The organism is Microcoleus sp. AT3-D2, from assembly GCF_036705715.1.
Taxonomy (GTDB): Bacteria; Cyanobacteriota; Cyanobacteriia; order Cyanobacteriales; family Microcoleaceae; genus Microcoleus.
The window spans coordinates 1-22574 of record NZ_JAUBVE010000033.1 but is presented as its reverse complement, the minus strand read 5'-3'; the positions used below and the strand labels follow the sequence as shown (position 1 = coordinate 22574).

Here is a 22574-nt window from a genome sequence, read left to right as displayed (position 1 = left end):
GACTACTGACTACTGACTACTGACTAATGACTGATAACTTCATTTAACTTTCTGGTTAATCTCAACTCAAACATTCTGAGGAGACGGAAACAATGACCCGCAAAAAGACTCGCCGCAATTTTATATTGAGCAGTATAGCTGTTGCCAGCGGCATTGCAGGTGCTAAGGCGATCGAACAGCAGGATCGGGAAATCGCAGCCGCACCCAATAACCTGGCGGCAACCACAGTAAAAATGCCCGAACGACTGTTAGGCAACACCGGCGCGAAAGTGCCGATTTTCGGTTTGGGGGGAGGCGGGCAAACACCGCTGTCGCAGCCGGGAAGAGAAGCAGAAGCGGCGGTACAAATTGAACGCGCGATCGAACTAGGCATTCGCTATTTTGACACGGCGGCCGAGTACGGGCCCAGCGAAGAAAACTTAGGCAAAGTTTTGCCACCATATCGATCGCGCCTATTCCTAGCCACAAAAACCTCCGCCAGAGACAGAGATGGCGCGTGGAGAGACTTAGAGAGATCGCTCAAAAGATTGAAAACCGATCGACTAGACTTGTGGCAACTCCACCACGTCTCATTCCAAGCCGAATTAGACCAAATTTTCAGTGCCAAAGGAGCAATAAAGGCGATCGAAGAAGCCAAACAGCAAAAAATTATTCGTTTTTCCGGCATCACCGGACACCACGAACCTGCTATCATTGTGGCAGGCCTGGAGCGCTATCCTTTCGACACAACATTAATCTCCCTCAACGCCGCCGAAAAACATCATCCGCGCTCCTTTGTTACCAGCGCTTTACCAGTAGCCAAAGCCAAAAACATCGGCGTCATAGCCATGAAAATACCCGCTTACGGCAAATTATTTCAAAACGGTGTTTTAGATGGAATGCACCAAGCAATGGGGTACACGCTTTCACTTCCCGGCGTGCACTGCTGCATCATCGCCGCCGACTCAGTAAAGCAATTAGAAGAAAACTTAAAAGTCGCCCAAGCATTCCAACCCCTGAACCCAACAGAAATGGCAGCACTTGAAAAACGCACCGCCGCCGCTTGGCAAGAAAATACATTTTTCCGACAGTGGACTTAAAATACTAACTCCAAAATCCCCTTTTTCCTGTGTGTTCGTTGTGGTGTATTTATTGTGGCGCGGGCGTCTCGCCCGTGAATCATCTTATGTGCGATCGAACGACTGCAATCAAATTGTTTTGTAGTCAGGACTTGAGCCCTCATAAAACTACTAGGACTCAACTCCTGACTACAAACCTACAACGTTTCTGTTAGCGAACTTTCTTTTATCTGCGGTGAAAATATAGCAACCGCCAAGCCCGTTAGGACATTTTAAATTGCTGAAACCCTTGCGATTGTTGCATCTTCCTTATTCCTTCTTCCGTCTTCCTTATTTTTTTTCCCTCTTCCTGACATCCGTTACATCCGTCGAGCGCATCCGTTGTCGAACTTTTTTCTTCATGACATCCGTTACATCCGTTAAATCGGTTACATCCGTTGCCGAAGTTTTTTCTTCATGACATCCGTTACATCCGTTACATCCGTCGAGCGAATCCGTTGCCGAAGTTTTTTCTTCATGACATCCGTTACATCCGTTACATCCGTCGAGCGAATCCGTTGCCGAACTTCCTTTTTCCTTCTGCTATACCTCAAATCAAAAAACAAGGCGACCTGGTTTGGTTGCCTTGTTTTTTATCATAAAATATGCAATTTGTCAACAGCCAAAAGCTACTTTTTTTTACGTTTAGCCTTATCTAACCGCCGGCGATCGCGCCACTCAACAGAAGTCAAATAAGCGACCCCGCCAGTCACCGTCACCAGTAGTGCAAAGGCCACTAAAACGAGAAAATTAGCAATCGAAAATTCCACAACCCCTCTTCCTCTGATTTTACATTTTCTACTTTCGATTTTAGATTAAAAATGTTAACAATTAACAGTTGAATTTTGACTGCTAACAGTTAAAAGTTAACCGTGAACTGTTAACACTCTCTTCAAACTGCTGGCAACTCTGACAAAATTGTAAACCTCACATGATTAATTGCCAGACTCCCCACGGAAACCTCCTCCTTGTTTAAAGGAAGACCGCCGCTAGTGAGACTTTGAAACCGAATTCCCTTGCCAATCTCTACGTGATACCAAGCCAAACCCATAAAAAATCGCAACGGATAAGGGCCTCTGTCTTGAATATCATCAGGATTAGATTCCATCGGCACCCAGCCAAAACCTGGGATGTAAAATTCCAGCCAAACGTGATTGAAATCCGGTTCCAGCGACACACCTTTTCTGTCAGCAAAAGCCGGGCACTTGTAGCGGCCTATCGTGCGGCAAGCAATCCCGTTTAACCTAGCCAAAGCTAACAAAAGTCCAACGTATTCGCCGCAGGAACCGATACCACGCCGCAGCACAATATCGGGAGTGTCAATGTGAGGTCTAATTCCGTAAGAAAGTTGATCGTAAACAAAATTACGAATGCTCAGCAATTGCCTGAGAATGTTAGTTTCCGAACCAATGGCAGCCACAGCAGCCGATCGCACAATATCCGTCTCCATCGCCAAGTTGTCATTATCCACCAAATACTTAGCTGCAAACTCCGGCGATAGCTTCGGAATTTTTTCGACATCCCGAGGGGACAAGTGATACTTAATCGATCGAACTTCTAACAAAGCCTTCCAGCCAAAAATTCGGCGTTCCCCAGGGTGCAGCCGATCGAACTTAAACACCGCCACCCGTTCTCCTTCCTGAATTTCCTCAGTAAAAGGCATTCCAATCGGCGTAATTTTTCTGACCTTTTGCCGGTGAGTTTCCGAAGGCAAAGCAATCCGCCACTCCAAATTTTCGATTTCTACCTCATCGAGAGGAGACAGTTCCTCCACATAAGACATTTCGATCAAAAAACCGTTTGACAAAGCGTAGCGGTCAGCTTCATTGTAGTGAAAAGACAAAGGCTGAATAAAAGTGCGATCGCGCTTCGTCAACTGAAAAGGATCTTCCGAATTCGGGTCATCCCGGATGTAAAGTTCATCCCCGGCATAAGCCACGTACAGAACCTCCTCCCCCGTTTCGGAATCCTTGTGAAAAGCCAAACCAGAAGGCGACTCAAAGGGAGTCAAAACGCTAAATTTAATCTCCCCAGTTCCCCGTTCCAAACAGTAAACAGTTTGCTCAGTCTTATCGCAAACCCAAATTTCCTCATCCCGGACGGTGATATTTTCTACCCCAATACCGGGAGCGTAAAACCGAGTAATTTCTCGACCACTTTTCAGGTCAAAAACCAGAATCGAGGCTAATCTCTGGCAAGTCACATAAAGCGTAGATTTCCAAACAGCAATCCCGTCAGCAGGATAAGAAAGCGAAACAAAATGTTCTGGTTTGAGTTCAGCGATCGCCCCGTCCCGAATTGCGCCCCGACAGCAACAAATATCCTCATCCCGCGCAAACCAGAGAATATCTTCCGAAATAGCCAGCCCCGTTGCGCCGGCAAACTTAGCCGTTTGATAAGGATTCAAAACAGTAGTGTTGTCACTTTCTGGATCGATCTCCAATAGCAGCCCTTCGGCGCGATCGACAGCGAACAACCTATTTCCTAAAAAAGCAATGCCGTGCAGTGCCAAGACTCCGATGGGTCTTACCATCCGCAGCCCCGAAGGCTGTTTGTTCGAGAGAACAGGTGAATCGAGATTCATGCTAAATTTCTTGCCGGTATTGTACAGAAAACCTGATTTGTAACTTGTAGCCGATCGCTTGAGGTTCACCAGCAAAATTGCCGAGTTTCCTGATATCCAGGACTGACGCATCAACCGAGTGTTTTTACGAAAAGACGCGTTGTAGCCTGTTGCTAGAGTTAAAAGATCCCGAATATTAGTCTTTGTCAAAGTTGGGTTTAACAAGCTCAACCCAACCTGCTGCAGTGAATGGAAGTAAGTATAACTACTAAGCTACCACTGACAAACGCGACAGAGAATTCTATGTTGAGCAGAGCGACCCAAATAATCGTATCTGCCTGAAGATATAAATTAAGTACAACAGATTACTATATCCGTCAAAACCTTGGATAGAATAAAACCGTGCGATAAAGTTCCTAGATTCATCAGAAGGCAGGTTCGTCATGGCTTTGAAGTCTGCTCTAAATATCGGTGCTCTTTCCTTAATTCTGTCTTTAGAGACAGTTGTCGCCGGTAGTTTTTTAATACCAGCAGAGGCTCTCAACAGCCCCGCAAACATTGTCCAGCGCGCCTCACCACCGCAGCTACCCCTCAACTGGCAAACAGTTCAACCCGCCCAAGCAAGCGGAAGTAGACCGAACAGCGAGCAATTGGGAGCCGCGTGGAATAGCTTTCAACCGCCGCAGGACGGAGTACCCGGAAGGCGGGAAGGGGGAGGAACCCGCGGTTTAGAATGCCCCACGGCCACAACTGCCTTAACTGCCTTGATTCCCCAATCAACTATGGGGCAAACCATATCAGCAAAACCGACATTTTTCTACTACCTTCCCGTAGCCCTCGACAAAACAGTTCAGTTTGAGTTAGCAGACGAAAGGGACAAAACACTATACAGAAAAAGTTTTCGCATGGTAACTAGCCGTGCAGGTGTAGTTAGCGTCAGCCTCGGCTCCGACGAGAACTCGCCAGCCTTGGAAGTTGGCAAAAACTATCAATGGTACTTTACTATCAAATGCAGCCCAAAAAATACAACAGATGATGTTCTCGTTTCCGGGTGGATCAACCGCACCGCACTCGCCCCAACCGTGAAAACAGAGTTGGATGGATCGCCCGATCTCACCAAGCTCAGCATCTTCGCCCAACAAAGTCTTTGGTACGAGTACCTGGCAACTCTAGCTCAATTGCGTCTCCAGTCTCCCAGCGATGCCAGTTTAGCGATCAAGTGGTTAGAAGTGTTGAACTCAGTCGAGCTCGGCAAAATAGCCCAAGAACCCTTAGTCGCCAGTGAGTTAACACCCATCACAAGAAAATAATTCAACACCAGCTTCACGCAAAGAATGCAACGGTAGGCCCGTGCCCCAAACCCTGATAGCCATAAGTCATTGCCAATTCTCAAATCTCAAATCTCAAATCTCAAACCTAAAATAGTATGAGGGGTGCAGCAAGTACGAAAAACTCGGTTTCGATCGCGGTATTTGGCAGCGCCACAGATAATTTTTGGTTGTTGCGGGTTGTTTGGTCGATCGCCCTAAATAAATTAAAATTTGTGTACTGATCAGAAGTTCGGACTTCTGGCATCTTGAAAGGCGGACGGTGGAAATTTTGATGGTCAAATTTCGCCTAATACTAAATGATAAACTGGCATAGTGAAGCAGCCGATAAACTTATTTTAGAGAAATTATTAATTATGCGCCCGAATGCAAATATTGCACTATTTCGGTTGGGGATTTCACTTCTAACTGCACTGCCGATGGCTTGCTTTTATGCCAATAAAGCTATATCCCAAACAAACGATATTTCTCTGTTGCCTGTCGTCGCTGACAACTCAGCAGATACGGGCAATCAAGTATTAGCACTGCAAAAACTGGAAATTAAGCAGGATGAAACAGCAACAAACTTAAATCAGCTTCCCGATTCTATTGAGACCAACCCTGAACCAGAAGCACAATCGAACCCCGCCGAGAACAGCCAAGAAGCCTGTTCCACAATCGATGAAACTGCTTGTGGTGCAGGCATTTTGCCCGAACCAACAAATCTGGTTGACAACCAGCCCCAATGTCAGAACCCGCTAGATTGTAATTTTTTAGCCCAGAACCAACCCTCGCTGCCTCCAAACCTGCCACCGCCGCCGACGGAGCCCGATCCAAATCGCGATCGATTTCTGCAACCGGCCCCGCAGCCTTCCCCAGAACCTCCCCAAGTACCGCCCACAGTAGCGCCGGGGGCCCCGTCGCCAGTTCCCCCAACCCTGCCGAATATACCAATTGAGGTGCAGAAAATTCAAGTAGTTGGCAGCACAATTTTAAGCCAAGATGAAATTAATGCCTTAGTCAACCCCTTAGAAGGCCGTTCTACCACCCTAGAACAGCTCAAACAAATCGCCGACAAAATTACCGAAATTTACCTCAATCGTGGCTACATCACTTCGAGAGCAGTCTTGCCGCCCCAAACTATCACCGCAGGGGTAGTCCAAATTCAAGTGATTGAAGGCAAGCTAGCCCGAATTGAGGTAGAAGGAACTAAAAGATTGAATCCAAGTTACATCCGCAGCCGGATTCGACTCGGTGCCGGAATGCCTTTAAGCACAGCTTCATTAGAAGACCAACTCCGGCTGCTGCGAGTCGATCCTTTATTTGACAATGTAGAAGCCAGTCTGCGGGCTGGGGATAATGAAGCCGAGAGCATTCTTATCGTCCGAGTCTCGGAAGCTAATCCATTTCAACCTACTTTCAGCATTGACAATTACTCGCCTCCCAGTGTCGGTTCCGAAAGATTGGGAGTTAGTTTGCGGCACCGCAATATAACAGGAAATGGCGACGAACTTGCGGCGGCTTATTACCGAGCGCTCGGCGATTCAGACGTGTTTGATTTCAGCTACCGCCTGCCAGTAAATGCGATGAACGGCACTTTTCAATTGAGGGCAGCACCGAACCGCAACAGTATTGTGCAAGAACCTTTTGATAGTTTTGATATTTCGGGAAAATCGCATTTATTTGAAGTTAGTTACCGCCAGCCGCTGCGGAGAACGCCGATCGAAGAATTTGCCTTGTCGGCAGGTTTTACGTATCAAACAGGCAGAACTTTTCTCGCAGGCGAACCGCGTCCTTTTGGCACCGGCCCGGACTCCAATGGTGTCAGCACTACAAGTGCAATTAAGCTGGGACAGGACTACATTCGGCGCGACCCGCAGGGTGCTTGGGCCTTGCGATCGCAATTTACGATCGGCACTAGCTTGTTTGATGCTACTCAAAACGAAGGTTCAGATCCCGACGGACAATTTTTGAGTTGGCTGGGTCAAGTGCAGCGAGTACAGCGATTGAATGACAAACATTTATTAATTTTGCAGGCTGACTTGCAATTGTCAGCTAATAGTTTGTTGCCTTCGCAGCAATTTGTAATTGGTGGCGGACAATCTTTGCGCGGCTACCGCCAAAATGTCCGTTCTGGCGATAACGGCTTCCGAGTTTCCATCGAAGATCGGATTACTTTGCAGCGCGATGCTTCGGGAAATCCCAAACTACAATTAGCTCCATTTTTGGATGCGGGTACGGTATGGAACGTTGCGAACAATCCTAATAAATTAACCAATCAGACATTTTTAGCAGGTTTAGGTTTAGGGGTAATCTGGGAACCGATACAGCGGGTGAACCTGCGCGTAGATTACGCATTCCCTTTGGTGAGAATTAGCGATAAAGGCGACAATCTGCAAGATAACGGCATTTACTTCAATATAATTTATACACCCTAAAGGGACTTACTGATATCTGGTACCATTGTCAGCAACAGGCAAGATGCCTGTTCCACAAAATATAAATTTTCTTGTGGAACAGGCATCTTGTCTGTTCATAAAAGGCTAATTGAGAATGGTGCAGCATATGAGGACTTAGGCACTCGCAGTGTCCTGACTGGGGGTAATATTAATTCCCACGCTACCGGAGTTGATATTAGACGCAGGTAGCTGTCCCTTGAGAAAAATCCGCTTGCTTTACAAACCACACTCAGCCCGTCAAAAAATAATAACATCGACGAGCAAACGCTCCCGCCGCCGATTCAAGTTACTTCCCTTAACGTCCTTGCCTCACCCTTGACGCAGCCAATCACAGACAAAGATTATGAAAAATGATAGAGTTTCTCTTTAACATAAATAATTTTTTTTGACAACTAACGCCCAGCCAATCTTAATTTTAATGACCTCGGTAAAAAATGAGCCAACGCTAAGCAGATTTGCCTATCCAAAAAGAAACTATAGCTTTTGGCTTTTACGGATTCGCTAGAGAAAGGTTTAGTTGACCCCCTCTCCCAATTCTAAACTCTCCCAAAAAAACAATTATGCTGCCAGATAAATACCGAAAAGTGCATCGCTGTCTCCCTCTGGTGATGGGTGTGGTATTTGCTACCACCTACAGCATCCCCATCAGCGGCCAACCCAGAACTACCAGAGTGTCTCAGTCATCAACAACAGAAAACCTTAACCCATCAGGAATAAAACAACCAGTACAAGCATTTGCTGGACAACTCGCTGTGTTTTTAGGACATGAGGCGGATCTCACCAGTGCTGTCTTTAGCCCCGATGGCAGTAAAATTTTGACGGCGAGTGAGGATGAAACTGCCCGTCTATGGGATCTTAATGGCAATCATTTAACGGTATTTCGAGGTCATGACAAAGAAGTCAGACGTGCTATCTTTAGCCCCGATAGCCAGCACATTCTGACCATTACTGAGTATGAAGCCATCCGCCTGTGGGATCTCAAAGGCAATCTCCTCAAAGAGTTCCGAGGGGTTGAGAATGGCGATAAAGTCATAAATGCCGTATTTAGTCCAGATAGCCGGCAAATTCTCACCATTAGTCGGTTTTCCGAGCGAGCCGGTTTTAGGGATAAATTTCATTTGTGGGATATCAACGGCAATCTCCTCGCTGAGTTCCAAGGTCATCAAAAGATAACAAGTGGCGGATTAGTCTCCTCAAAAGCTGTATTTAGCCCGGATGGTCGCCAAATCCTTTCTGTCGATTCCCATGGAATTGTTTACTTATGGGATAGCAAAGGTAATCTTCTCAAAGAGTTTCAGGAACATGAAGATAGTGTCATTAATGCAGAATTTAGTCCCGATGGTAGCCAAATCCTCACGGCTAGTGCAGATAAAACTGCCCGTCTGTGGGATACCCAAGGTAATGGGTTAGCCGTGTTTCAGGGGCATAAAGAGTCGGTTTACAGTGCAGAATTTAGTCCCGATGGTCGGCAAATCCTCACCGCTAGTAGCGATACAGCCAGGGTTTGGGATACTAAAGCCAATCTTTTAGCAGAATTCCAGGGACATAAAGTTTATCGCTGGGGTGTACAAGGATTTAGCCCCGATGGCCGGCATATTCTAACCAGTAGTCGAGATGGAACTGCTCAAATTTGGGATACCAAAGGCAATCTCAAAGCAAAGTTGCGGGGACATGAGAGTGCAGTGAGTGCCGTATTTAGTCCAGATGGCCGGCAAATCCTCACCTTTGCTTGGGATCAAGTGCCTCGTTTGTGGGATGTGTCAGCCTCAATTGCTGCTGAATCTGAGCAAATAGTTGCTAGGGAAACCCTTCTAGAAAATGTGTCCGAGAATAATGCTCAACTGGCAATATTTCGGGGACATAAAAGTTTGGTTAGCAGTGCTGTCTTTAGTCCCGATGGCCAGCAAATTCTCACCGCGAGTCGAGATGAAACGGCACGATTATGGGATCTTAAAGGCAATCTCCTGGCAGAGTTTAAAGGACATGAAGAAGGCGTCTATCGAGCAAGATTTAGCCCCGATGGGAGTAAAATCCTCACCACCAATGGTGAAAACATCCGTTTGTGGGATAACAAAGGCAATCTTCTCTCTGTATTGCAAGGAGGCAGTCACATCAATGCAGAATTTAGCCCAGATGGTAGCAAAATCCTCCCCAGCGATTGTCAGTGCTATCCGGTTAGCTTGTGGGATAGCCAAGGTAATCTCCTGAGTGAGTTGCGGGTGCCCAGGAAAGTTGAGGACATAGAAGAATGGCAGTGGATCGTTAACAGTGCAACATTTAGTCCCGATAGTAGCCAAATTCTCACCGCCAGTGAGGATAAAATTGCCCGATTGTGGGATACCAAAGGTAATCTCTTAGCCGAATTCCCACTCGGACATGAGAAGGCTGTCAAAAGTATCGTTTTTAGCCCCGATGGTCGTCAATTTTTGACAGCAAGTAATGATGAAACTGCCCGTCTGTGGGATCTTAAAGGTAATCTCCTTACCGAGTTCCGGGGGCATAAGGAAAGACTCGAAAGTGCTGTATTTAGTCCTGATGGAAGTCAAATTCTGACTGAGAGTTTAGATGATACTGCTCGTCTGTGGGATCTCAAAGGTAATCTCTTAGCAGAGTTTCGGGCAGATGAAAGACATCTTGGAAGTGCAATCTTTAGCCCGGATAGCCGGCAAATTCTCACGACCAGCAGTGAGACTTTCGGCCCTGGAATCGCCCGGTTGTGGGATACCAAAGATAATCTCTTAGCAGAGTTCCGGGGACATGAAGGTGCTATTCACAGTGCAGTCTTTAGCCCCGATGGTCGGCAAATTCTCACTGCTGGTAATGAAGGCACTGCCCGGTTGTGGGATGTGTCAGTGGCAATTACTGCCCAAGCCGAGCAAATGGCTGCCCTACAAATTTTTCAGGAAAGCTTGTCCAAAAATAACGCTCAACTGGCAGAGTTACAGGAGAACAACGAAGTCCAGCGTGCCGTATTTAGCCCTGATGGTCGCCATATTCTTACCACGACCGAGAAAATGGTTCACCTGTGGGATACCAAAGGCAATCTTCTAACCGAGTTTCAAGTCCCTCAAGAAAGACTCTCCAGACCTGTATTTAGCCCCGATAGCGGACATATCCTTGCAGTGGGTGATGAAACTGCCTACTTGTGGGATATCAAAGGTAATATCCTGGCAAAATTCCAAGGACACAAGGGTTCTGTTACAAGGGCAGTATTTAGCCCAGATGGGAATCAAATTCTCACTGCTAGTATAGATAGTACCGCCCGTCTGTGGGATACCAAAGGAAATCTCCTGACTGAGTTTCGGGGGCATGAGTATCAAGTCAACACCCTAGTCTTTAGTCCAGATGGAACTCAAATCCTGACCAGCAGTTCGGATAAAACCGCCCGTCTGTGGGATACCCAAGGTAATCTCCTAGCAGAGTTTCGGGGGCATGAGTGGGTTGATAATGCCATCTTTACCCCCGATGGCCGGCAAATCCTTACCCTCGGCAATGATTCCCACGGGTATGCTCGTCTGTGGGATACCCAAGGCAATCTCCTAGCAGAGTTTCGGGGGCAGAAGGATGTAGAGAAAGGCTCTAGTTCTAGCAGCAGCGTCGTATTTAGCCCGGATGGTCGGCAAATTTTAATCACCAGTGGGGATAGACTCTCCCGGCTATGGGAGATCAAAGGCAATCTGTTAGCCATATTCCGAGATCATGACAGTTCTGTCAACACCGCCGTATTTAGTCCTGATGGTCGCCAAATTCTCACTTCTAGTGAGGATAAAACTGCCCGTTTATGGGACAACCAAGGCAATTTGTTAGCAATCTTCCGAGGACATGAAGATAGTGTCGAAAGTGCCGTATTTAGCCCGGATGGTCGCCAAATTCTGACTGCTAGTCGGGATAGAACCGCCCGTGTCTGGGATATTGCCACAGGAATCAAAGTTTCTGCGGCTGAAGTCGCATTTTTCAGAGGAAATCAACTGTCTAGCCAAGAAACCGCCGAATCTAGACAACTCGCACTTCAAAAGTTAGAAGAAGCCCTCGCACTCTATCGTGCAGAGCGAAACTACGCCCAAGCTGCACAGACTCTCTTATCCATTGGTAAGATTTACGTCAATTTCGGACAATTTCAATCTGCCTTAGACTCGTACAATCAAGCGTTGCCATTATCAAAACAAGCAGGTGCTAAAACAGAACAAGCAGCCCTACTCAACAGTCTCGGTCAACTTTACACTGATTTAGCTGACCTGAAAACAGCCCTGGATTACTATAACCAAGCTTTGCCCTTATTCTATCAATTAAATGACCAAGCAGCAGTCGCCAACACCCTCAACAACATTGGTGATATTCACGCTGCTACAGGAAACTGGAAAAATGCCCTAGACTCCTACAACAAAGCCCTAGTCATCTCTCGACCCGCAGGTAATTTAGCAGCAGAAGCTACTGCCTTAACTGGCATTGGTAGCACCTACATCGCTTCAAAAGAATGGTCAACTGCCTTGAATGCCTACAACCAAGCCTTAAAAATCTCCCGACACTTAAACGACAAAGTAAAAGAAACCACAGTCCTCAATCAAATAGGGAAAATACAAGCTGCTTTAGGTCAGAATTCTACCGCCCTTGAAAACTATAAACAAGCTTTATCTCTATCCCAACAACTCGGTTACAAAACAGAAGAAGCGCACATCATCTACAATCAAGCCATCTTAAACAGGCAACAAAATAACCTCACAGTTGCCCAAACCGAAATCGAAACCGCAATTAATATTATTGAAAACCTCCGCACTCAAATCGGTAGCCAAGAACTGCGCCAGTCTTACTTTGCCCGCAACCAAGATTATTACCAATTTTACATCCATTTGTTGATGCAACAGCACCAGAAAAATCCCGATAAAGGGTACGACGCACAAGCCTTTCATGCTAGCGAACGTGCCCGTGCCCGCAGTCTGCTTGAACTCCTCAGCGAAGCCAGCGCAAATATTCGCCAAGGTGTTGACTCGCAACTGCTAGCACAAGAACAAAATTTGCAACAACAACTCAGTGATTTTCAGAATCGCAAATACCAAATTGTCAGCGCTCAATCTACCCAACAATCTCTGGATGAAATTCAAGAAAAAATCGACACAGTTCTCAAGCAACTCGCTCAAATAGAAGCTAAAATTCGCGCTATCAGTCCTCGTTACGCTGCTCTCAAATATCCCGAACCTCTCAATTTGCCACAAATTCAACAACAGGTACTCGATGACAATACGCTACTTTTAGAATATTCTCTGGGTGAGGAGCGCAGTTATTTGTGGGCGGTGACGAAAACTTCTTTCACCAGTTACGAACTCCCTTCTCGCACCGAGATTGAAGCCACCGCTAAGAATTTCCGCGATACTTTAACCAAAGCTACCACGAGAACCGTTCCTCAAATGGTTGCCGAATCTGCTGTACTTCTGAGCCAAATTATCCTCGCTCCTGTTGCTTCTGAGTTGGGCAACAAGCGCTTGCTAATTGTTGCGGATGGCGCCTTGCAATACATTCCTTTCAGTGCTCTTACTATGGAAAAATCTGAAGCGCCGCTAATAGTTAAGCATGAAATTGTTAATCTGCCTTCTGCTTCAACTTTAGCTATTCTGCGGCGGGATATGGCGACTCGTCAACCGGCTCCAAAAACGATCGCCTTGTTTGCAGATCCAGTTTTTAGCACTGACGATGAACGGCTCAAAGGCACGAGTACATCGCCTGTAACGAAGAATCAAACTGTTGAAAATTTGTCAGTGGAAGCGCAACAATTACAGAGATCTGCATCAGAGGCCGAAATTTATTGGACTCGCTTACCTTTCTCGCGAACTGAAGCTGAGCAAATCTTGGCTTTGGTACCGGATGATTTGGAAAAACAAGCGTTTGACTTTACGGCTAATCGTACCACGGCAACCAATCCCGATTTATCTCAATATCGCATTGTTCATTTCGCTACGCACGGATTTGCCAATAGCAAACATCCAGAATTATCGGGATTGGTGCTTTCTTTGGTTGATGAGAAAGGCACGTTACAAAATGGCTACTTGCGACTGAATGATATTTTTAATCTCAATTTACCGGCTGAGTTGGTGGTGCTGAGTGCGTGTCAGACGGGTTTGGGAAAAGACATTAAAGGAGAAGGGTTGGTGGGTTTGACGAGAGGGTTTATGTATGCGGGGGCGCCTCGTGTGGTGGTTTCTCTGTGGAGTGTTGACGATCAAGTAACTTCTGAGTTGATGACACGATTTTACAAAAAAATGCTCCAAGATAAATTGGCGCCTGCTGCGGCACTGCGATCGGCGCAAATCGAAGTGCTACAGCTTCCAGAATGGCAATCTCCTTATTATTGGGCTGCTTTTGGGCTGCAAGGAGAATGGAATTGAGTGCGCTTCTGGCGGGAGAGGGGGAAAAAGTGGGGGAGTGTGATATTAAGAAAATATTTCCTTCTTGCTTGTTCCCTCTTGCTTGTTCCCTCTTCCTTCCACATCCGATATTAATCGCCGACTTCCCCGACAACCTCTGCAGCAGCCTGAGTTTCGAGCCAAAGTTTGAGCAGCAAGAGCTCGGCCCGATCGCCCAAAACAGTCGCAAACACGCCGTCAGCCCCCTCAGACGCGTCAGAAATCCACGTACCGCGCAGAGTCACTTCTACAAAGTCAGCATCAGCAACACAAAGGGCGATCGCATCGTTGTCGTTTCGGCGGGCCTCAGATTCCAACAGAGACAGCGCCGGCAAATTCGCGGGCAGCAAAAATGCCGCAGTGCTCGGTTCGACGCTGATGCTTTGACCAACTCGCATAGCCAGCACAACTCGCAGCGCCACTAACTGTTCGGGAGATTGAGCCAAACGCTCCAGGTTAAAGCCCGTTTCAGTGTAAGTCAACTTCAGCATATTGACAGCCCTAAATTTGGAATTGAAAGTTAAAAATTGAAAATCGGGAATTGGGAATTGGGCATCGGGAATTGGGAATTGGGCATTGGGCATTGGGCATTGGGCATTGGATAGGTCGGAATGAAAAGTTTGCTATTCGGACCTAAAATCCTTTTTAATTACAGGACTGAATTAGCTATTAACTATTAGCTATTACCAATTACCAAGAGACTGTTTGGCCCATGCCCCATGCGCCATGCCCTATTCCCCATGCCCTATTCCCCAATTTGATATTCGTGCCAAAACAGTTCGGCAAAAGCAACAGTGGGGTGTATGGGGGCCTTCGGCTTAGTTCGCAGAGACATTCCAGCTTCTATGGGAGTTCGATCGCCCTTACGAGAGTTGCACCGTTCGCAAGCAGTCACCACATTGTCCCAAGTATGCGGGCCGCCCTTGGAGCGAGGCATCACGTGATCCAGCGTCAAATGCCGATTGCTACCGCAGTATTGGCAAGAATGAGCGTCGCGGCGCAGAACTTCCCGGCGATTGACCGGGGGCACTTTCCACAGGCGTTCCCTGTTACCAAAAGTCAAGCGGATTTGTTCGGGTACGTGGATGCTGGTGCTGGGCGATCGCACCAGCCAGCCGTTGCCAATGCTAAAATCAAGAGGTTCAGCCTTGCCTGTTACCAACAGTACGATCGCCCGTTTGATGTTGACACGGCTCATCGGTAGGTAATTCTGAGAAAATACCACCACAGATTGCCTCAATACATCAGTTACTACGGTCACGGCTTGCTCCTCCTCATCAATTTTGGATTTTAGATGTTAGATTTTGAATTTTGAATTTTGCTTGCTTCGTCAGCATTGGCTACATCTGGTTTTTTGCCAGTACCCCAAGCCGATCAAATTTCTCAAATATCCAATCAAATGCCCCCGCTTCTCTTACTTAGAAGCGGGGGCTAGAAAAACTGCTAAAGGCAAATTTTCATCCTGTCTTGGTACAGTCGTTTAGCTGTACCTCCCGCTTCGCGTATCTCGATATGGCTGTGCCACTTGCAGACCGTGCCGGTCTACCTCGTTGTCATTAATTTCTGCAATTTGTCCTAATCCACTATAACCGTGTTTATTTAGGCCCAAGCCCGCCCACGAGGTCGCTGCGACAGTCGAAAAACCCGTGCTAAAGACGTGCCGTAACGACTCGGAGTGACCCGTGGGGCGATCGCACTTCAGTTGATAGGTGGAGTAGGTGGGGAGAAATTTCACTGTAGGCAGAAGGTGGTTAAGAGGCTTTCAATCTAGCTGTAAACATACTACACTGATATTACACATATGTCCACCCGTCACGGAGAAAAAATTATGCATACCCTACCTAGAACCTCAACCACCGAAATGGAAGTCACCAGCATTCGACTCGAAAGAGAACTCAAAGAGAGACTTAAAGAGCTCGCAGGCAATCAAGGCTATCAAGCTTTGATTCGAGATTTGCTCTGGAATTACGTGCAGCAGAAGTCTGGAGAGTATCGGCAGATGTTTTCTCGATCGGATATTCGAGCCAGCATTGATGCCACAGCACAGCAAGAGGAACGCTGCGCGCTTACAGGAGAGTTGATACGACCAGGCGGACCGATGTTATTAGGCCTGACGATGCACGGGGAAATGGTGCCGCTGAGTATGGGGAGTATGGCTGGGTAAACCAGTTTATCGAAAATTTGTGAGAGCGATCGGCCTGGGGTGAAGGCCCCAGGCGCTGAAAATCATACTATTTTAGATTTTAGATTTTAGATTTTAGATTTCAATACTTCGGACAATTTTTGATTACCAACCGTAGAATAAGGGTTTCCCGGCTCTAAGGCAATCGAGCTACCAACGGAAAATCCAGGGTTTCAGATTACAAACTAAAAACAGTCCGGGCTATTGGTATAAAATCCCGCAGTATTTAAACAATATCTATTTAATGAACCACGAAGACGGGTTCGGCGAAGCCGTTCCCGTAGGGTAGAGCACGAAGAAAGATGGAGAAGAAGATAGCTAATGTCAGCGGTTCCGGATTCTGGTAACGCAGATGCGGATGCTCCAAAACGCGCGGGCTAGTGCTAAAATTTCCATCGGGCGTGCTGACAGACGATCGTAACATTTGATGAAAAAAAATTAAAGTAATGCTGAAAAACCGCTACTTGACTGCTGCGAGTTCGATCGCCCTTCTCACAATTATTGCCGGATGCGCCGCTACTGAATCACCTCAACTTGCATCTCCCTCTCCTGTAGCTGAATCTTCCCCGCCGCCAGTTAAACCAAGTCAGCCTCAGCCCTTAATAGTCTCTGCTACCAATCCTGAAACCCCCACAAATACCAAAATCCAGCAATATCTCAACGGCTTAACAGCCCAAGGTTTTGCCAAAGAAAACCAAGGCGTCTGGATGCAATCTGGCAATACTTTGCTAGCCAATCATCAAGGTACAGTTCCTCTGTCAGCCGCTTCTCTTACCAAAGTAGCAACATCTCTCGTAGCGCTGCAACAATTCGGGCCGGAACATCAATTTATTACCTTAATTGGTACAACTGGAAAAATTGAAAACGGCGTATTAAAAGGCGATTTAATTGTTGGCGGAAGCGAAGATCCGTTGTTTGTCTGGGAAGAGGCGATCGCCCTTGGTAACGCCTTAAGTCAAAAAGGCATCAAGCGAGTCAGTGGCAATTTGATAATTGTCGATAAGTTTTACATGAACTTTGAACTTGATCCCCTCAAATCGGGAGAATTGCTCAAACAAGGATTGAACAGTGAAATCTGGCCGAGCGAAGCCGCCGCCCAGTATCAAACACTGCCTCCCAATACGCCGAAACCCCAAATAGCAATTGAGGGTACTGTACAAGTTTTGTCAGCATCTCCCAAAGAGGTGCAGCCTTTAGTCAAACATTATTCTTTGCCCCTTGCTGAACTGATAAAAAAAATGAATCAGTACAGCAACAATCTCATGGCAGATATGCTAGCTGATACTGTCGGCGGTGCCAAAACAGTCGCGCAAAAAGCAGCAGCAGCAACCGGAGTTCCGCCCGCAGAAATTCAACTCGTTAATGGTTCGGGATTGAGCGAAGAAAATCTCATTTCTCCCCGGGCTGCTTGTGCGTTGTTTATAGCTTTAGAACGCTATCTTGAACCTTACAGCATGACAGTTGCTGATGTCTTAACTGTAGTTGGGAAAGATAAAGGAATACTATCAGAACGGCCGCTTCCCAAATTAGCAGTAATTAAATCTGGCACGTTGGATAATGTTAGCGCTTTGGGCGGAGCGCTGCCAACTCAAAAGCAAGAAACAGTGTGGTTTGTGATTATGAATGGAGGGGCAAATGTCGAGACATTTCGCACTCAGCAAGAGGTTTTGCTGAAAAGCTTTTTGAATGAGTGGGGAAGTGTTCAAGTTTCGCCGCCGGAATTAACGCCAAATCCTGCTAGAAGTAGTAAGGTATCTCGCAGCGAAATTGTTCAATAAGCTGTTGTGCATTTAAATTGTATATTCCGGGCGAGTTCGCGTACCCACCCTACAAGAGAGTTTGTAGGGTGCGTCAGCAAAGAAATTTTCTATTTTCAGCTAAAATAATGCAATCTGATGTACCCTACGAGTACAAACCAATTTAATGAGGTGTTTTCGCCCTAGCGACTACAATGCCGATCGCACTTTCGACTCTGCTAATATATCTGTGCAAGTCGTAAGCAACCGTCACCTCCCCAGTCGGCGAAGCGTGAATTAAACCGAGGTTCCCGTCAGCATTCCGATAAACTAAACCCGTGTGCGTGACATCCAATCCTTTAACATCCGTGGCTACCGCTACAATATCCCCTGGTTTTAACTGAGAATAAACACGTTTTATCCGATTTGTCGGGATGTAATTAACAGTAGTTTTGGCTAAGTCTGCTTCTTGGCTGACAATGCACTGATAAGTTGCTTCGTCTTTGACCATTTGCGGGTAACTGCTGCGGTGCTGGCTCATGAAATTTAGTGTTTTATTCATGGGTACTCCGCCTAATTCAGCAGTAATATTTTCCACTGTTTGCCGTTTTTGATTGTCGTTAATCCATTCGGAAAAATAGTGCAATCTGCTGCAATAACCGTTGATTTTACCGTTTAAATACCGCTGTTCTTCTATGCGATTTACAAAATTTTGATAGTCGTAATCTTGTACTGCTACGCCCCTGGCGATCGCCAAAACGGTTTCTACAAACAAAACGCAATCAAATTTATTCAAAGTTACGATCAACTTTTCTTCGCCGGATTCGTCCAGCAAACCAGCGGCATAGGGCTTTCCTAGGAAATTATCGGCGATCGCCTGGACGATTTCTCCCATCGAGCGATCGTGCAAATTTTGTTGTTTTGCATACTGTACAACCTTTTCAAAACGTGCTATGTCTTCTGGTTGTGCAGCGGTTTCTCTCTCCGTATTATTTGAGTCTTGTCGTCTCGCCAGCACCTCCAGCAATTCGGAATAGGAAATTTCGGGTAAATTGTTGAAGTCCCAAAATAGAATCGGGAAACTGGAAACAGTTTGCTTGTTTGTTACTTCCCGATTTTCGCTTTCTCCCGTCAAGGCAGCCACTACATCTGCACCGCGTCCTGCTGTTGGTCGATCGAGAACAGATCCCGCAGCAGATTGAGACTGAAATGCCCAAACATCAGGTATCAAAGAATTATTCACGCCGGCGATCGCAAATCCCAAAACAGCCAGACTCCAAAAATTTCTCATGTTTTTCAAAGGATTTTGCTTCAACTCAGTGCTATCCTGAAAATTTTACAATTACTAGAAGTCCCAATCAGCCTAGTAGACAGATAAAATTGGCAACAGCCGACTAGATCGATACACTTGTCATTTAGACGCCGCCCTATTATAAACTGATCGTGCGAGTTTGATAGCACAAAACTGTAATGCAAGTAGAACGCCGACGCCGCCCCATCGGGCCCCAACGCCCAATCGAGTCCCGACGCCAAAGCAGCGAGCGTCCAGTCCAGTCCCGACGCCAAAGCACCGAGCGCCCTGTCCCATCTCGTCGCCCAATCCAGACCCGACGCCCCATAGACCTCTTGCAAAAGTCGCTCTCAATTCTTGAAATTATCTGGGTTCATCTGCGTTCATCTGCCTTGTATCTGCGGTTGACCGATCAAGCTAAGATTCATGCAACAGGTCTAATCCAATCCCGACGCCAAAGAAGCCAGCGCCCAGTCGGACGCCGACGCCAAAGCAGCGAAGGCCCAGTCCAATCCCGTCGCCGAGTGAGGACGAAATTTTCTCGGTTAAAATACCGTAACATCCTGTGCTTAATTGCCGGGGCGATCGCGATCGGTTGGATTGTCACAATACCGTTCAGAATTCGCCGTCCTCCAGAACCGCCAGTCATCTTGACTCAAGAAGCACTCTCGCCTCAAGAAGCACTCTCGCCTCCGACAATTGAACCATCGGAAAATTTAGCCGATCGTCAAAGCGAGCCTACCTTCAGCTACAACATCAAAACACCTCCCAATCCAGTTTACTCTCAAGAATTGCAAGGGATTGTTGATGAAGCTGTGAAGATTGCAACCAGCAAAGGACTGCCCGCAGAACGGCTATCAATTAGCTTATTTGATGTCAGCAATTCCCAAACTCACACCTTCGCCGGATATCAAAATCAAACTCTCCGATTTCCCGCTAGCGTTGCCAAGTTATTTTGGATGGCAGCGTTTTACTCAGCCATAGAAAAAGGTCTCATTACGCAAAGAGAATCTGCCTTTAAAAACGACCTCGAACAAATGATTCGCATCTCAAACAACGATGCTGCCAGCAGGCTTTTAGACAAAATCACAGATACAAAATCCGGCGGACGGCTCGCAGGAGAAGAGTTGCAAACATGGCTGAAAAAGCGCACTCAAATTAACACATTTTTCCAGTCAGCAGGCTACAATGATCTTCGTATAAGCACCAAAAATTATCCCATATACTATTTAAGACAAGAAGGGCCAATCGGTCGCGACTTGCAATTGCGGGGCGATGCTTCTCAGCCGATTCGCAATCAAGTAACTAGCGACCAAGCCGCCAGATTAATATATGAAATCTATACTAGACAAGCGGTTTCTAGCGTCGCCAGCCGCAAAATGGCTTACTTGCTAACGAGAGACTTAGACCCCAAGGCGTGGAAAAAAGACCCTCTCAACTCGATACAAGGATTTTTGGGCGAATCTTTACCACCTAATATTTATTTTGGTTCCAAAGTAGGCTATACCTCCAAATCCCGCAGCGAAGCAGCATTTGTGAGAACTTTAGACGATCGCGCGATTTATATCTTAGTTGTTTTCGCAGACGATCCTGCTTATTCCAAGGACGAAACAGCATTTCCGGCAATTTCCCGATACGTTTTTGATCGGCTCAACGCTCGCGGCCCCAGCAGTTTGCCGTGATATGGAGTAGGGCCTGTTGACTGTTGACTGTTGACTGTTGACTGTTAGTCGAAAAACTGAAGGATGGTTGATATTAATTGGAGTTTAGACTAAACAGCGATTAAATCGTGATCGTCACCGCACTCTTGAACGGCAACGGTCGCTGGCGACAAGTTATGAGGCTCAACCATAAGATAGAAGTAAGCGCGACCGTTGACGTTCTCTTGGATTCGCCAGCACTCTCTCTGGTGGCTCAAATTTCAGGAACCTGGCGGGGAATGACTCTCGCTTAATTAGGGCTTGCTGAATAAGCGCTCGCTCTTGACGTGGCGAAAGGTTATTCGATCGCGCGATCGAGAGTAAAGTGCAAGATAAACAGGTAAAATAAGTCAAAACCCGTGAATCACCACCTACGATCGTGTACCGAAAAGTTGAGCTGCCTCCAAACCCCCCATCCGAGTTTGAACTGCCCTTCGGAGGAAAATTGTCACTCCTCAACCGTTGGGTAAAAATGGCTCAACTAATCCCGTGGTCAGAGTTTGAAGCAGAATATGCCCAAAACTTCCCCACCGAAAAGGGCTTAAGGGCTAAATCCTTTCGGATGGCGTTGGGGGCATTAATTATTAAAGAAAAACTCTTAATTAGTGATCGTGAAACGGTAGAACAGATCCGGGAAAACCCGTATCTACAATACTTTCTCGGTCAATCAAGCTACAGCAATGAACTACCATTTGACCCATCACCCCGCCGTACACTTTTGCCAACGGATTAGTTGGAATCTAATTAATAAAGTGAACGAACGCCTGGTCGAAAAAATGCGTTCCACCACCCCAATCAAACCAAAAAAAAAAGGATTCGGATGCCAAAAATGAGTCATCCAATCGCGGTAAACTAATCATAGATGCAACCTGCGCTGAGCGCCGATATTAGTTATCCGACCGACTTAGGACTATTAAACCGAGCCCGAGTTCACAGCGAAAAAATTATAGACATTCTGTATAAACCGCTCAAAGGTCAAATCCAGAAAAAACCTAGAACCTACCGTAATCTTGCCCGAAAAGATTACTTATTAATAGCCAAACAAAGAAGACCCTCCCGAAATAAAAAAAGACAGGCAATTAAAAAACAACTTAAATATATCAAAAGAAACTTGGCTCATATTGAACAGCTAATCGAGTCAGGTGCCACCCTGGAAAATCTGAATAAAAAGCAATATAAAACCTTGCTAGTCCTCACAGAAGTCTCTCGCCAACAGCAATGGTTATTTGACAATAATAAACAGAGTATTGAGGATAGAATAGTAAGTTTAAGCCAACCCCACATCCGTCCCATAGTCAGAGGAAAAGCCGGAAAAAGCGTAGAGTTTGGAGCCAAAATATCAGCGAGCTGCTTTGAAGGATATGTATTTTTAGACCGGATGAGCTGGGATAATTTAAACGAATCAGGGGACTTAAAAGCACAAGTAGAAGCTTATTATAGATTCACAGGACACTATCGGTGAATCCGTTCATGCCGATCGTATTTATCGTACAATAGACAACCGAGCATGGTGCAAAGAAAAAGGCATTAGGCTCAGTGGGTCGCCATTAGGAAGACCAAGAGCAAATGTGAGTAAATCAAAAAAGAGGTAAGCGTTGGAAGATGAGAGGATTAGAAATGCAATTGAGGGCAAATTTGGGGCTTCGTAAACGAAGATTCGGCCTGAATCTGGTAATGACAAAACTTGACAATACCTCGCAAACAGCCATTGCGATTACTTTTTTAGTAATGAACCTTTCTACCTGGTGGCGCGGGGTTTTTTGTGTGGGTAGTGATAAATATGTAGTGATTAGATCTTCATTGGCTCAAAACATAGTTGTAATGATGAATAAAATACCAAATAG

General features: G+C 46.3%; 14 protein-coding genes and 1 pseudogene. 9 read left to right on the top strand and 6 right to left on the bottom strand.

What is annotated here, in order from left to right:
* The first annotated feature begins 92 nt into the window (after positions 1-92).
* Entirely contained in the window at positions 93-1079 is a 987-nt protein-coding gene (locus tag QUB44_RS15650) for an aldo/keto reductase (RefSeq protein ID WP_333369037.1), read from the top strand.
* A gap of 647 nt (positions 1080-1726) precedes the next feature.
* Here the strand turns inward: QUB44_RS15650 and QUB44_RS15645 are convergent.
* Both QUB44_RS15645 and QUB44_RS15640 read right to left on the bottom strand, forming a co-directional pair.
* Positions 1727-1867, bottom strand: a complete 141-nt coding sequence (locus tag QUB44_RS15645) for a hypothetical protein (protein ID WP_333160187.1) — start codon at positions 1865-1867, stop codon at positions 1727-1729.
* A 122-nt stretch (positions 1868-1989) separates the two neighbouring features.
* Positions 1990-3681 carry a transglutaminase family protein gene (locus tag QUB44_RS15640; protein WP_333369093.1) on the bottom strand — a complete coding sequence of 564 codons (1692 nt, stop codon included), beginning with the start codon at positions 3679-3681 and terminating at the stop codon, positions 1990-1992.
* 422 nt (positions 3682-4103) lie between these two features.
* Between QUB44_RS15640 and QUB44_RS15635 the strand changes: the two genes are divergently transcribed.
* Entirely contained in the window at positions 4104-4970 is an 867-nt protein-coding gene (locus QUB44_RS15635) for a DUF928 domain-containing protein (RefSeq protein ID WP_333369035.1), read from the top strand.
* Between the two features lie 106 nt (positions 4971-5076).
* Here QUB44_RS15635 and QUB44_RS15630 read toward each other — a convergent pair whose 3' ends face one another.
* A complete protein-coding gene (locus QUB44_RS15630; RefSeq protein ID WP_333369033.1) occupies positions 5077-5235 on the bottom strand; it encodes a hypothetical protein in 159 nt (52 codons plus the stop codon).
* A 52-nt stretch (positions 5236-5287) separates the two neighbouring features.
* Between QUB44_RS15630 and QUB44_RS15625 the strand changes: the two genes are divergently transcribed.
* Entirely contained in the window at positions 5288-7405 is a 2118-nt protein-coding gene (locus QUB44_RS15625) for a ShlB/FhaC/HecB family hemolysin secretion/activation protein (RefSeq protein ID WP_333369031.1), read from the top strand.
* Positions 7406-7986: 581 nt separating this feature from the next.
* Positions 7987-13803, top strand: coding sequence for a CHAT domain-containing protein (locus QUB44_RS15620; protein WP_333369029.1), 5817 nt, complete (start codon positions 7987-7989; stop codon positions 13801-13803).
* A gap of 110 nt (positions 13804-13913) precedes the next feature.
* Here QUB44_RS15620 and QUB44_RS15615 read toward each other — a convergent pair whose 3' ends face one another.
* Positions 13914-14312 carry an alr0857 family protein gene (locus QUB44_RS15615; RefSeq protein WP_333296669.1) on the bottom strand — a complete coding sequence of 133 codons (399 nt, stop codon included), beginning with the start codon at positions 14310-14312 and terminating at the stop codon, positions 13914-13916.
* A gap of 254 nt (positions 14313-14566) precedes the next feature.
* On the bottom strand, positions 14567-15082 hold the full coding sequence (locus tag QUB44_RS15610) for an HNH endonuclease (RefSeq protein ID WP_190660760.1): 516 nt from the start codon (positions 15080-15082) through the stop codon (positions 14567-14569).
* Between the two features lie 567 nt (positions 15083-15649).
* Here QUB44_RS15610 and QUB44_RS15605 point away from each other — a divergent pair.
* Both QUB44_RS15605 and QUB44_RS15600 read left to right on the top strand, forming a co-directional pair.
* Complete coding sequence (locus tag QUB44_RS15605; protein ID WP_333369027.1) at positions 15650-15985, top strand: ribbon-helix-helix domain-containing protein; 336 nt, start codon at positions 15650-15652, stop codon at positions 15983-15985.
* Between the two features lie 464 nt (positions 15986-16449).
* Positions 16450-17781 (top strand): D-alanyl-D-alanine carboxypeptidase, encoded by a 1332-nt coding sequence (locus QUB44_RS15600; protein WP_333369025.1) that lies wholly within the window; start codon positions 16450-16452, stop codon positions 17779-17781.
* Positions 17782-17923: 142 nt separating this feature from the next.
* On the opposite strand, the gene QUB44_RS15595 is transcribed toward QUB44_RS15600, so the two are convergent.
* Complete coding sequence (locus QUB44_RS15595) at positions 17924-19030, bottom strand: N-acetylmuramoyl-L-alanine amidase-like domain-containing protein (protein WP_333369023.1); 1107 nt, start codon at positions 19028-19030, stop codon at positions 17924-17926.
* 179 nt (positions 19031-19209) lie between these two features.
* Here QUB44_RS15595 and QUB44_RS15590 point away from each other — a divergent pair, with 179 nt between their 5' ends.
* The 3 genes and pseudogenes from QUB44_RS15590 to QUB44_RS15580 form a co-directional block, all read left to right on the top strand.
* Positions 19210-20712 (top strand): serine hydrolase, encoded by a 1503-nt coding sequence (locus QUB44_RS15590; protein ID WP_333369021.1) that lies wholly within the window; start codon positions 19210-19212, stop codon positions 20710-20712.
* 107 nt (positions 20713-20819) lie between these two features.
* The gene (locus QUB44_RS15585) at positions 20820-20984 is read left to right on the top strand and encodes a hypothetical protein (RefSeq protein WP_333369019.1); all 165 of its coding nucleotides are present in this window, start codon (positions 20820-20822) and stop codon (positions 20982-20984) included.
* 125 nt (positions 20985-21109) lie between these two features.
* Positions 21110-22491 (top strand): annotated as a pseudogene (locus QUB44_RS15580) (IS5 family transposase); the annotation flags it as partial.
* Positions 22492-22574: the final 83 nt, after the last annotated feature.